The sequence below is a fragment of the Melioribacteraceae bacterium genome (assembly GCA_019638015.1).
Classification (GTDB): Bacteria; Bacteroidota; Ignavibacteria; order Ignavibacteriales; family Melioribacteraceae; genus JAHBUP01.
On record JAHBUP010000001.1, the window covers coordinates 3,960,254 to 3,974,056 of the forward strand.

Here is a 13,803-nt window from a genome sequence, read left to right on the forward strand (position 1 = left end):
TTAATAAGTGTTGGAAAATGTTGGATTCATTCGATTTTAGTTTTGAAATAAAAGATGATATTACGATTGTCAATATTCTTCTTAATAGAGCTACGCTTGCAAAAGCCGTTACCTTTAAGGAGTATATCGGCGAATTAATTGCCAAGGGCTCTAATAAATTAGTTATAGATTTGAGCAAGTGTGAATATGTTGATTCCACTTTTTTGGGAGCTATGGTGGCCCTGCTTAAAAAAGTCAATTCTATTAATGGTGATTTGAGACTTGTTTACAATAAGGAAATGCCCTCGCTTGTATTTGTATTAACTCGAATGGATAAAGTATTTAAAGTATTCCCCAATTTGGAAGAAGCAATGGAAAGTTTTGGCGGCGGAAAACCAAAGCTGCAGTGGAAGTAATTAAGTCTCAACATCAATTATTTTATATACTTTATCATTAACCCGTACAGTATCTTCACAAACAAAAGTAACTTCATCTCCTTTATTCGCCATCTCAATTTCAATATTATCTTTTACCATATTGGATAATTTATGATTTATAACTCCCGTAGTATTTCCAATAAGATAAACCGAATCGCCAACTTTAAGAGTTTCGGCTTCTAACCTTACAAATACAATCTTTGTTTGCTTGTAGTAATTCAGCACTTTGCCAACATACGCTTTTTTAGTAGTCGCGCTACTTCCATGCTTATCGGTAAAACTTTCTCCACCGGGTACTCCGAAATAAAAACCGGAAGAAAATCCCCGGTTGTACACTTTTTGTAACTCTTCATAAAGATTGTTTTTAATCTCTTTGGTAAGATTTCCCTCAAAATACAAATCGATTGCTCTTCTATAAGTTGAAACAACAGTTGAAATATATTCAGGACTTCTTTTTCTTCCCTCTATTTTAAATGAATCGATTCCAGTCTCAATTAGTTTATCAACAAACTGGATTGTACACAAATCCTTTGGTGACATAATATAATCTTCACCAAGTATTAGGGTGTATTTATCATCAACATCCTTAATTTCATATTCTCTTCTGCATGGCTGAAGACACTCCCCTTTATTAGCGCTTTTATTGAATAGCTCATGACTCATAAAACATCTGCCGCTAACCGCTACACACATTGCCCCGTGAATAAATGTTTCGATTTCGAGTGATGTCCTTGATTTAATCTCACTAATTTTTTCTAAAGTGCATTCTCGTGCTAACACTACCCGGGAAGCACCTAGTCTTTCATAAAACTTCAAAGATTCTGAATTAGAAATTGAGGCCTGAGTACTAATACAGAACGGCATCTTGTAATCTAAACACTTGTTAATTACCGACATATCCCAGCAGATAATTAAATCTACACCGGAATGCTTTGCCGCATTAACTATTTTATCTAATTGCTCAAGCTCTTCTTCGTAAATAATGGTATTAAGAGTCAAATGTGCCTTCACCCCGGCAGAATGGCACAATTCAACAATCTTTGGTAAGTCCGCTACCGCAAAATTATTAGCTGCGGCACGCATATTTAGATTTTCAACTCCAAAATAAACTGCATCGGCACCATTATGAATTGCCGTATTTAACATCATCCAATTTCCTGCCGGCGCGAGGAGTTCTGGTTTTTTATTTAGTTTGTTCATTTTCGTTCAGCTTATAATTACTTAAAAACAGTTTTTAGTTGCGCAGAGTAGCTGCCTGTACCTTATTTTCGGCTTAAAGATATCTTACTGAAACAGTAAAAAATTCTCTTTCCTTTTTATTATCTTAGACTAAAATAATAAAAAAGTTTGTAGATGAGTCTTAAGTCCATTATTTGAAGAATGGGAATCTCAACTTATAAAGTTTAAAGTGAAAAAAAAGACTAACACAACAGAAAATTTAATCTTCCCAGGAGCTGAGTTCTTCTACCAAAACTTAGCACCAATGTTGTTAACTCATAAAGATTCTTCAATTATACCAAATAAAAAATTGCTTGATCTTTTAGGACCCGAGTATGATTTCGGTGATGTTTTTTTTCAGAATATAGATTTATACGATCCTCGAAATTTTAAGATTACTTCAGAGGCACTTCCCTTTTTAAGCAATGATTCAACTTCGGTTTTAGACTTTCTATTTAAATTATCCGATGCAAATATAGGCGACAGATGGTTTCGAGTTGATACTTTTAATGTCCCCGATTCTGATGTTAATAAAGTTTCCTTTTTTCATGATGTAACCGAAGCAAAAGAACAAGAACAAAGTATATCAGAAACTTTAAATAGCATACAGACAGTTTTTTATTCTTCAAATGCAGAAGGTACCGATTACAATTTTATTTCTGATGCTGTGAGAACTCTCTTTGGATTTACCCCCGAAGAGATTTATGGTAATAAAACCAAGATGCTTCGCTCTATTTACAGCGATGATTTTATGAATTTCAAGAGATTTATAAAAAAATTAAAAGCCGGCACTGATGCTGTAGTTGAATATAGAATGAAAGACCGTTTTGGAAAGGAACATTGGATTAGACACTCTGGAATTCCAATTAAAAAGGGGGGCGTTATCGTTCGCGTTGTGGGAACGCTGAGTGATATTACTGAAGAAAAATTTATTCAGCTTAAACTTGTTAAATCGGAAGAACGATTTCGTTTATTAGTTGATACCGCCGATGATCTGATATTTATACTTGATGGATTTGGCTATTTTTGGATGGTCAATAAAAATGGGGCAAGAGCTTTAGGCTACACTCCCGAAGAAATGAAGGGAAGGCATTTTCTTGAGTTCATTGATAAAGAATATGAAAATAAAATTACCGAGGCGTTTTCAAAAATTTTAGTTACGGAAGATATCACCACTTTTGAAGCGGTTTTTTTAGACAGATTTGATCGTGCCATTACTTTTGAGATTAACGCAAAACCGGTAATGAACGAGGGAGAGATCACTGGAATGTTGAGTATCGGCAGAAATATTAGCCGAAGAAAAGCAGACGAACAAAAAATTAAAGATCTTAATTCTAAATTGATTGAGGCAAATAGAATAATTGCAATAGAAAGAGAAAGAGCCCGACACAAAATTACAGTACTTGAAGAACTTAATAAGTTAAAAAGTGAATTCATTTCAAATGTATCGCATGAGCTTCGGACTCCCCTTGCCTCAATCGTTGGTTTTGCCGAAACTATTGAATCAGATTCTGAACTGCCACCGGAATCTGTTAAAGAATTCAGCAATATTATTTTAACCGAAGGGAAAAGACTTGCAAGATTAATTAATGATTTACTCGACTTCTCCAAACTCGATACGGGGGTAGAAGAGCTTCACAAAGAAAGCACCAACATTGTTGAACTTGCCACTCAAATAATTAATAGCTTTAAAGATGCAATGGATGAGAAAAAGATTTCTGTTACTACCGAGTTTGCAGCAAAAGAAATAGAAATAAAACTCGATAAAGATAGAATTTCTAAAGTGCTTTTTAATTTATTGTCCAATGCATTAAAATTCACAAATCCCGGTGGACGAATTTCAGTATTGATACAAGATTTTGATTCCGAGGTTGAGATTGCGGTAAGTGATACGGGGGTGGGAATACCCGAAAAAGAAATTCCTAATCTATTCCAAAAATTTACAAAAGTACAAAGAATTGGAGCTCAGGTTGGAGGAACAGGTTTCGGACTTGTAACAGTTAAGCAGATTGTTGATTTACACAAAGGAATTATTAAGGTTAGTAGTGAGGTTGATAGAGGATCTACATTTATTATCCGCTTGCCAAAATAATTATTGAGGGAAAATTGGAAAAATTAGTTTTTATTGTTGATGATGAAGAATCCATTTTGAAAATGCTTACTCACTGGGTAAAAAATCAGTGGGGATATTCTGTTAAGACTTTTACTAATGGAGCAGATCTTCTTCAATCGTTACATCAAAATCCGGATTTGGTTTTGTTGGACATAATGTTGCCCGATATTAATGGAAACGTTATTCTTGAAAAAGTAAAACTTCAAATGCCTTCGTTACCGGTAATTATGTTATCGGCACAAGGAAGTGTTGACGTAGCCCTTGAATCTATAAGATTAGGGGCTTATGACTATTTTCCAAAACCTGTTGATAAAAACAGACTTGAACCCGCGATACGAAACGCAATTAAAAATCATGACCTTGAAAGAGAGATATCAAAACTAAAACAAAACATTAGAACTGAATATAGCTTCGAAAATATCATTTCAGCAGATAAAAAAATGCAGGACGCCTTTCGTATGATTTCAAAAGTGCTGGATAATGATATAACCGTTTTGATTCATGGTGAAAGTGGAACCGGGAAAGAACTTGTTGCAAGAGCAATTCATTATAATGGAATAAGAAAGGACAATTCCTTTGTTGTAGTTAATTGCGCCTCAATTCCAAGAGAACTTTTAGAAAGCGAGTTATTCGGACATGAAAAAGGTTCGTTCACAGGTGCTCACCAAAGAAAGATCGGCAAATTTGAACTGGCGAAGGGGGGAACTATTTTCCTCGATGAAATTGGTGAAATGGAAATGTCTCTTCAAGCAAAAATATTAAGGGTTATTCAGCAAAAAGAATTTGAGAGAATTGGCGGCAACGAAGTAATAAAAACTGATGTTAGAATTATTTCTGCTACAAATAGAGACTTAAAAAACGCCGTAGAGAATAAACAGTTTAGAGAGGATTTATACTATCGCCTAAACTCTTTCCCAATTAATATATTACCCTTGAGAGAAAGAAAAGGTGATATTGTTATTCTAGTTGATCACTTTTTGCAGTTGTTCAATAAAAAGCTAAACAAAGAGGTGAAGGGAGTTACAAAGCAAGCTCTTAAAATAATGTATGATTATGACTGGCCCGGTAATGTTCGTGAATTAGAGAATACGATTGAGCGCTGTATGATTTTAAGTGATAGCGATATGATAGATGTGGATGTTCTACCTACAGTTATTAAAGGGCAATTCATTAATCCTTCTATTCCATCAGATAATGTTTTGTTTGGAGATGAATCTCCAGTAATTCCTTTTGAAAAATTAAAAGAGGAAGCAATTAAACACGCGTTGAGGATTACACAAGATAATGTAGTTGAAGCTGCTCGTAAATTAAGAATTGGGCGGGCTACAATGTATAGGTTAATGGATAAGTATAACATTGATCATCGAAAAGATTAGAGGGAGAAATTATGCCAATAATAGAAGAAGTAATTGATGATATCTTAATTGAAATTGTTAATATGGAACGTGCTACACTTGTAGAAGCTGATGACTTTAAAGCAAGAATCTCTCATAGGATTGATCAAGGTTACAAAAAAGTTATTATTGATCTCTCCAACGTAGATTTTGTTGATTCTTCTTTTTTGGGCGTTATAGTTAATACGCTAAAAAGAGTTGCAAAAATGGGAGGGGATTTAAAACTGGTTGGATTTAGACCGGCCGTGAGAGCGATGTTTGAATTAACAAGACTCTTCCGGGTGTTTGAATCATTTACTGATTTGCAAGACGCAATTAAAAGTTTTCATAATTAAAAATTATTTAGGGAATTTACTGTGGAACAAGATAACGCCAATAAGTTAACTGGTACTATTTTATTGGTTGAAGATGAAGTAAATATTGCAAAACTATTCACATATAATCTTACAAAAGCAGGTTTTAAAGTTGAGCATTCTTTAAATGGCAAAGAAGCCCTGGCCGTAGTTTATAACATTCGTCCCGATATTATTATTAGCGATGTAATGATGCCCGTAATGGATGGTTATGAATTTCGACGAAAATTACTTGAGGAGCCCGAATTAAAAAAAATCCCCTTTGTCTTTCTAACCGCTAAAGGGGAAGATGATGATATATTACAGGGATATGATATGGAGATTGAGGATTATATCATCAAAACCTCAAGCCCCAAAATAGTAATAGCTAAAGTTTCCGCCATACTTAAGACACTCGAAAAAGAGAGAACAAAAATTGTGGGAGAAGTTCAAAAAGCAGCCGATACAATGGGCGCAAAGGTTGTGCCGGATGAATTTCCAACATTTGATGGATTCAAAATTAAACATTGGCATCTACCTTATAAAAATATTCCCGGCGGCGATTTTATTGACTACTTCAAAATTGATGATGATAATCTTGCTGTAATTCTTGGTGATGTTATGGGTAAGCGATGGGGCGCCTGGTATTTTGCTGTTGCGTATGCCGGATACGTTAGAAGCGCAACGAGATTTGTATTGGAGTCAACAACAGATTTTAAACCCAGCGAAATTCTGCAAAAAGCAAATGAGTCAGTCTTTAAAGATGAAAGAATTTCTGAAGTATTCGTTACTCTTTCAATAATTATATTAAATAACAAAACCAAAACCGCTCGCTATTCGGGCGCAGGTGATCTTCCATTATTTTTTAGATCGGTTGACGGAAAAGCCGATAAATTTATTTCCGAGGGCACTCTGCTTGGCTTTAGTCATCAAGGCGATTACAATGATATTGAATTAAAACTTAATTCTGGCGATGAATTATTCCTAGTTACAGATGGAATAATTGAAGCGCGGAATAAAGCCGGTGAGCTTTACGAGCAGGAAAGATTTCTAAATTTTCTTCAAAGTATAAACCCACAAGAAGATTGCGTTGAACAAATTAAAAAAGAAATATTTGATTATACCGGCGGTGAAATGGATGATGATATAAGTGTAATCGGAATTAAATCAATCTAATCTTTATTAAAAATTGATCCGGTTTTTATTTTAAGAAATTCGAATCTTTCTTTATCAATGGTAATTTGATTATAAATACTAACAATATCTTCCTTTGTAATTTTATCAAAATCTTCCCTTCGCGGAAGTATTAGCAATCCACACATATCAATATAGGCCGGACTTATAACAATTTGCTTGTTTCCCTTTTCATAAAACTGAAATGGGCGGTGGGCTCTTCTTGGGAATATGAAAACCCGCCAAAAATTATCGGAATAACTGCAAGCAATATTCATCATTGGTTCTTTGTTTTCATCAGTAATTTTTTCATAAAACATATAAAATTTCTTGAACAACCTTATTAATTCTGCTTTATTTCTTCCCTCAATACAAATTAAGTAACGCAGGTAATTTTCAATGAATCTTACTTCAACTGATTCACCACAATAAATTTGTTTTGTGTGGAGCGATATTATTTTGGAATATTCTCTCTCGGTAACTGTAAAATTTTTTGTGCCCGCCTGAAAATGCATATGATCGGGGGCAGAAGCCCCGCAATTTGGCCCATTATAAAACAAACTATAGTATGAACAAAAATCCCTTGCCGCTTCGAGCATTACCTCAAAATTGTGAAATATGCTTTGTGGAATATGTTTACTTTTAGCAATTGTGAAATGCTCCGGAAAAATCGGAAATGGATTGCTAAGTATCAGATAATCTTCCTTGTATGTTAAGCCATTTTGTTGTTCAAATAGATTTTCTAAACATAAAAAACAATTTCGCCGAGACAGAGCTTCTGGCGCCACATCCGCTGTTGATGAAATTAATCTTTCCGGATTATGCTGAATTGTAATTGTATATGAACCGAAATCAATCGTTTTCGTTTCAACTTTTTGAAGGGCCTGATAATTTCTAGAAAATAGAGGCCACGATCCCTGCTGATCAACAATCAATAATTTTGTTTGTTCAGAATACCAATTATTGCGATCGTTCTTCCCGGGCTTCTTATGATAAATCATTTTATACTTAACTTTTATTAATCAATTTAAATCCTTTGTAATTTATCTTTCAGAAGCCCAAAGAGCAAAAAAAAACTTGTCTTGATTAATTTTTTTTCTTTGAAAATGGTCGAAAAACTTACCTCGACCCCACGGGATGTGATTTCGCTCAAAACTCGAGTTGTGATTGGAAACCATTTTCTCTAAATTTGCCCCCTAATTATTCGATCATAGAGTAAATGAATTTAGCAAGATTAAGACATAATATTTTTCTGCCCTTTGTGTTGTTACTTCTAGTGAGTTTTTCTTTCAATTCAGAGATCAACTCAACTCAGCAAATTCCTGTTTCTTGCAATTTATTTTCTAATATCGAATATCATATTGAGGATGGTTTCACATTAATTAATTCTTCAATTTCACCAGAAATTTATTCCCAATTCAAAACCTCCAACTATTCGGATAACAATTTCTCAAATGAATCATTACTTTCAATAAACAATTTGCATTTGAAAGGAATAAAACGATCGGCATTAAAAAATGCTATTCGAAGTATAAAAATTTGAGTTTGTAATATTTCCGATTCTCTGATATAACCTATTAGTTATGTTTCACAAACAAGAGGATAATTTGATAAAAATAAAATATGCTGTGTTTTTAATTCTAACCGGAATAAGTGCCTCGCTAATTAATTTGGGAGACACCTCCGCGTTTGAGAATAACAGCGCAAAAGTTGTAATCAGTAAAGATGCCGAACCGGTTGTTGAACCAATCTCATTTGAAGAAATTGGAATAATGAAGGCTTCCTGGTATGGTCCCCGGTTTCATGGCAAACAAACAGCAAATGGTGAGTCGTATAATCAGATGGCTCTAACAGCAGCACACAAAACACTACCATTTGGGACTCTCTTAAGAGTGACAAACCTAAAGAATGGTGAATCTGTAATTGTTAGAATTAACGACAGAGGACCATTTATCGAAGGAAGAGATTTAGATCTCTCTAAAGGTACGGCCCAATCTCTGGGAATGATAAAAAAAGGTGTGGTAAAGGTAAAAGTTGAACGCCTTCAAATTTCAAACCTATTGGATGTTGCTTCTACCCTTCGTTAATTTTGAAAATGCGGGCTAGACACAGCCCGTATTTTTCTTTATAATTATAAAATAAATCTCCCCATAAAATAGCCTTTAGATGTTTTTCAAATCATTGCGCTGACTAACTTGAATATAATAAAGCTAATATGGCATCGCTGCTTTAATTGTTTTTCAAACGTATTTTAGTAGTATTAATTTTACTTTTATGTTCGATAATAATAACTTTGCCCTCGTTAACTATTGAATGTATGAATAAAGCTATAGCCGAAATAAAATCTGTCTGGATCGAAAAACTGAGCGACAAATCCTTCCGCTGGCACTTTTTTTATAGTATAATAATTCTTGCTGTTGCTCTCTATATTATTGCAAGATATTTAAAGTATATTGAGCAACGCCCTGGTTTTACATTTAACGACCCGCTTCTTATTTCATTTGAAGCAATAGATTTGACATGGGTTACATTTATAATGATGTATGGTGCTTTATTTATTGCATTAATAACAATGACGAAGCACCCCCGCAATATGCTTTGGGCAATTCAAGCTTATGCATTAGTAATTTCCATGAGAGTAATTACCATTTATTTTATGCCCCTTGAAGCTCCCCCTGGAATAATCCCTATGGACGACCCTTTCATTGCGTTTTTTGGAGGAGGGGAAACATTACTTAAGGATTTATTTTTTTCGGGGCATACAGCAACAATGTATTTGCTTTTTCTCGTTAGCCCTCATAAAAAATTTAGATGGATTTTTTTAATTATTACAATATTAGTAGCAACAGCCGTAATATTACAGCATGTTCATTACACAATTGATGTAATTACTGCCCCATTCTTTAGCTATACTTCTTATCGAATCACCCGTTTAATAAACTCAAAAAAGAAAAGATAACGTGGAATTTTTTCCTTCGTTTTATGGTTTCAAATAAAAAGACATAGAATTATATGATTTCCGAAGTAATTTATCTTCATTATTTAAATGCTCTGTTGGAAGGAAACAAAAAAGAGTGCACGCAAATTGTTGTAAACCTAATCGATCAAAAAATTCAACTAAAAGATATTTATGTTCATTTGTTTCAGCGCTCGATGTACAGGGTGGGTACATTGTGGGAAAAAGAAAGATGTGGCATTGCTGATGAACATATAGCTACTAAAATCACAGACTCCCTAATTGAATTAGTAAACTACTCATTTGCATCCAAAGAGCGGGTAGGAAAATTAGCGGTTATAACAGGAATAGATAAAGAGTTCCATGAATTAGGGGCCAAAATGGTTGCTGGTTACTTTGAGGCCAGCGGCTGGGATACATGCTTTTTAGGTTCAAATACGCCGCAGAATGAAGTTTTGAGAATTATAACCGAGAAAAATCCAGATATTGTTGGAATAAGTAGCAGCTTTTATATAAATATTATGAGATTGATTAAGCTGATTCAACTAATAAAAGAAAATAAACCTGATCAAGAAATATTGGTTGGCGGACAAGCGCTCGCCGATGGAAGATCTGAAGGTTTATCGAAATTTGATAATGTAAGATATATTGAATCCCTCAATGAATTGGAAGAATTCCTTGTATCATTTCAAAAAACATAATTTTTAAGATCCCCGCCAATCTCTTATTTTAGACCATCTTATTTTAATTGGAGCTTTGATGAAGAAATTATTATTGATACTTCTTTTTTACTTTATTCCCCAGTTGATCATTTCACAAAAACAGGATCTGGATATTATTAAGCCAATTAATCTAACTGCAGGTAAAGCAGATTCCATTTTAGTTAGCGACCTTTTTTTCGCAGAAGAATATGATGTGCGATTCAAAAAAAATAAACTGCTAGATGTTTCTTACAATAAGAAGACGGGGATGATAAAATTTTATCCCGATCTAACTTTTTCTGGTACTACATTATTGGATTTTCAATTGAGCAATTCAACTTATTCAATTCCAGTTCGTTCACAAATTAATCAGAAATTTAAGTTCAACTATAAACCCGAAAAAAAATATAAATCGCTCACCCTATTCGGAAGTTTTAATGGATGGGATCGGGGAAATCTTCCAATGAAAGATGAAGATGGGGATGGAGAGTTTACCGCAGAAGTTGCACTTGAACCGGGAAGATATGAGTATAAATTTTTTGGAGATGGGGAAGAAATAGTTGATCCACTAAATCCTGATCGAAAACCGAATGGGATGGGGGATTTCAACTCTATTTTTAATGTTGCAGATTTAAATGTTGGAACTCACTTTCTTCATATAGCCGATAAAAAGATTTCCAAACAGAAATCTCTATTTTCATTTTTATATGAGAATGAAAAAGATGGCAGCAGCATTAAGAAAGAAAACGTTATTGTTCTTTTGAACAACAAGAGACATCCTTTCCGTATTTCGCAAAAGAATAAAATTGAGGTTGCAGTTTCCAGAAATGAAAACAAAGGACAAAACACTTTAAGAGTTATTGTTTCAAAGAGAGGGCGTTCATCAAATATTCAAACGGTTAAATTGCACGATGGAATTCCCGCAGGTAATGATAACTTTAGTTGGCATGACGCAATTATTTATTCGCTAATGATAGATCGATTTAATGATGGGGATAAATCAATAAACAAACCAATTATACATGATTCACTCCACATCAAAGCAAATTATATGGGAGGTGACCTTCAGGGAATAATCAATAAACTAAATGAGGGCTACTTTACAAACCTTGGAATTAATACACTGTGGATTTCTCCCGTAAACGATAATCCCGATAAAGCATATAAAGAAGCTCCCGCACCACATCGATGGTATTCTGGATATCATGGTTATTGGCCTATATCTTCAAATATTGTTGAAGATCAATTTGGAAATATGAACAAGCTGCGCGAACTTGTCAGTTTAGCACAAAGTAAGGGAATAAAAATACTTCTCGATTTTGTAGCCAATCATGTTCACGAACTTCACCCGATTGTAAAACAAAAACCGGATTGGTTTGGCAATCTTAATTTACCCGATGGAAGAATGAATTTACGTTTGTGGGATGAGCAAAGGCTAACTACCTGGTTTGAGCCCTACCTTCCAAAATTTAATTTTGTCAGTTCAAAAGAAGTAATAGATTTTATGGCTGATAACGCTATTTGGTGGCTTCGAACAACCGGAGCCGATGGATTTAGGCAAGACGCGGTTAAACATATATCGAACAATTTTTGGCGTACTCTAACTCGCAAAATTAAAAAGGAAATTGAAATACCAGAAAAACGTCATGTTTACCAAATTGGGGAAACTTTTGGAAGTTATGAATTAATTAGCTCATACGTAAACAATGGACAATTAAGCGCTCAATTTAATTTTAATGTTTATGATGTAGCGCTTCCAACAATACTCGATCCGCAAATGTCATTTAAATCTCTAGATGCCGAAATTAAAAAATCATTTTTAGTTTATGGCGAGAATAATTTGATGGGAAACGTTATGGATAGTCATGACAAAAATCGATTTATGTCCTTTGCCGATGGCGATCTGGAATTGAGTCAGTGGAGTGCAATTGAAGAGGGCTGGAATAATCCTCCACGGGTTGATAATCCTTCAAGTTACGAAAAAGCAAAACTATATTATGCATACATGCATGCAATTCCGGGATTACCAGTAATTTATTATGGAAGCGAGTTTGGGATGACCGGCGCATCCGACCCAGACAACAGAAGAATGATGCGATTCGATAATGAATTAAATGAAAATGAAAGCAACATGCTTTCACAGGTCAGCAATATTGTTAATATAAGAAAGAATAATTCAGCACTAAGATATGGTGATTTTTTAACCTTGCATGCCGATCAAAACTTATATGCGTTTATTCGTTCAGACTTGAATCAGAGAATTTTAGTTGTACTTAATAAAAACGAAAAAGAACAGAATGTAAATATTGGGCTGCCTGGGGTTTATAAAGTAAATAATGCTATCGATTTAATAACGAACGATGTAATAACGATAGCAAATAATAAATTCAGTTTATCAATACCTGGTTATGGCTACAAATATTATAATTTGAAATGAAATCTTTAGAGCAGCTCAGAAAATCGGCGCTGCTCTTTTTAAATTTAGTGGGATTTAAGTGTTGTTAATAAATAAGATTAATGCAGATTATCATACTCACTAATTTTCATTTTAATGATGGCCTCTGCATCATTATACATCTCTTGAATAAAATCATCGTAAAAGTTATAAGTTCTTTCTTCAAAGCTCATTTTGTCAATTCTATCAAAAAGAAGCTGTCTGGCATTTTCTATATCTTTCCCATAAATATGATATGAATCGGCATGCCAATTCATTCTACCAAGATTTACGGTTCTACCCGTTCGCTTTGATATTTCGGCGGCAATTACATCTTTATTAAAATTAATAAAGCCAAACATATTCATAAAACTTGCACCCCATGCGTCATTACTTCTGAATCTTACGTTACAATTTAACCACCACACTCCCTCTTCATCTTCAATAATTCTGTACCATAATGATTGCAAACATGGGGGATCGAAGCAATCAACATCAAGATTTGGCATCCAGGTAATCATTTGCGCTTGTCTTGTGTATGGCTGCTTAATTAATTTTTCAATTACTACTTCAATTTGGTCAATCGAAAAATGTCCGGCTTGTTTTGATTCACCATTAATCAACTCTTTCCAAGCTCCATAATTCGCAAGTCTTCCATGATAAGTGTACTCCCACCTCGTATCGTTCTCGTCATTAATATTTTTTACCCAATGATCTTTAAAGCCGGACAGTTCCATTACATACTCGCGCAGATTATCAATCCCGCCTGGAAACGCTCGGTGAATCATTGGATCGGTCAAAGGTTCAAGGATAGTTATATTCATGGTTGAATCAATGCTTAAGGGATCACCAGGTTTATCATACTGAGTTTTGAATTGCATTCCATTATTGTAAAGCGAAACGAGTGCTTTTTCGTAAGCTTCAGCAAGTGTGGTTGCAGAAACAGTTATTACCGGAATACTTTTTAACATTTGTTGACCTATAAAATTGGTTTTATCTTATAAAAAATTTGTAAGCAAATTTAGTTCTCGTCAATATAGAATTCTATTATGATATTCGTACTTTA

Annotated in this window: 12 protein-coding genes; 9 read left to right on the forward strand and 3 right to left on the reverse strand. The window is 34.2% G+C overall.

Annotated elements, in window-relative coordinates:
- The first annotated feature begins 17 nt into the window (after positions 1-17).
- Positions 18-395, forward strand: a complete 378-nt coding sequence (locus KF816_16905) for an STAS domain-containing protein (protein MBX3009706.1) — start codon at positions 18-20, stop codon at positions 393-395.
- On the opposite strand, the gene KF816_16910 is transcribed toward KF816_16905, so the two are convergent.
- Positions 396-1,616 (reverse strand): U32 family peptidase, encoded by a 1,221-nt coding sequence (locus KF816_16910; protein ID MBX3009707.1) that lies wholly within the window; start codon positions 1,614-1,616, stop codon positions 396-398.
- Positions 1,617-1,824: 208 nt separating this feature from the next.
- On the opposite strand from KF816_16910, the gene KF816_16915 reads away from it, so the two are divergent.
- From KF816_16915 to KF816_16930, 4 genes are read left to right on the forward strand one after another with little or no spacing between them, the layout of a single operon-like run.
- The gene (locus KF816_16915) at positions 1,825-3,726 is read left to right on the forward strand and encodes a PAS domain-containing sensor histidine kinase (protein ID MBX3009708.1); all 1,902 of its coding nucleotides are present in this window, start codon (positions 1,825-1,827) and stop codon (positions 3,724-3,726) included.
- A gap of 14 nt (positions 3,727-3,740) precedes the next feature.
- Positions 3,741-5,123, forward strand: coding sequence for a sigma-54-dependent Fis family transcriptional regulator (locus KF816_16920; protein MBX3009709.1), 1,383 nt, complete (start codon positions 3,741-3,743; stop codon positions 5,121-5,123).
- Between the two features lie 11 nt (positions 5,124-5,134).
- On the forward strand, positions 5,135-5,476 hold the full coding sequence (locus KF816_16925) for an STAS domain-containing protein (GenBank protein MBX3009710.1): 342 nt from the start codon (positions 5,135-5,137) through the stop codon (positions 5,474-5,476).
- A gap of 57 nt (positions 5,477-5,533) precedes the next feature.
- On the forward strand, positions 5,534-6,649 hold the full coding sequence (locus KF816_16930; protein MBX3009711.1) for a SpoIIE family protein phosphatase: 1,116 nt from the start codon (positions 5,534-5,536) through the stop codon (positions 6,647-6,649).
- On the opposite strand, the gene KF816_16935 is transcribed toward KF816_16930, so the two are convergent.
- Positions 6,646-7,647, reverse strand: coding sequence for a DUF4922 domain-containing protein (locus KF816_16935; protein ID MBX3009712.1), 1,002 nt, complete (start codon positions 7,645-7,647; stop codon positions 6,646-6,648). The two genes, KF816_16930 and KF816_16935, sit on opposite strands and share 4 nt — an antisense overlap.
- 582 nt (positions 7,648-8,229) lie before the next feature.
- On the opposite strand from KF816_16935, the gene KF816_16940 reads away from it, so the two are divergent.
- The 4 genes from KF816_16940 (at position 8,230) to KF816_16955 (ending at position 12,740) form a co-directional block, all read left to right on the forward strand.
- Positions 8,230-8,733 (forward strand): septal ring lytic transglycosylase RlpA family protein, encoded by a 504-nt coding sequence (locus KF816_16940; protein MBX3009713.1) that lies wholly within the window; start codon positions 8,230-8,232, stop codon positions 8,731-8,733.
- Positions 8,734-8,963: 230 nt separating this feature from the next.
- Entirely contained in the window at positions 8,964-9,605 is a 642-nt protein-coding gene (locus tag KF816_16945) for a hypothetical protein (GenBank protein ID MBX3009714.1), read from the forward strand.
- A gap of 53 nt (positions 9,606-9,658) precedes the next feature.
- Positions 9,659-10,303, forward strand: a complete 645-nt coding sequence (locus KF816_16950) for a cobalamin-dependent protein (GenBank protein MBX3009715.1) — start codon at positions 9,659-9,661, stop codon at positions 10,301-10,303.
- A 58-nt stretch (positions 10,304-10,361) separates the two neighbouring features.
- A complete protein-coding gene (locus KF816_16955; protein ID MBX3009716.1) occupies positions 10,362-12,740 on the forward strand; it encodes an alpha-glucosidase C-terminal domain-containing protein in 2,379 nt (792 codons plus the stop codon).
- Positions 12,741-12,817: 77 nt separating this feature from the next.
- Here the strand turns inward: KF816_16955 and KF816_16960 are convergent, their stop codons facing one another.
- Complete coding sequence (locus KF816_16960; GenBank protein MBX3009717.1) at positions 12,818-13,708, reverse strand: hypothetical protein; 891 nt, start codon at positions 13,706-13,708, stop codon at positions 12,818-12,820.
- Between the last annotated feature and the right edge of the window lie 95 nt (positions 13,709-13,803).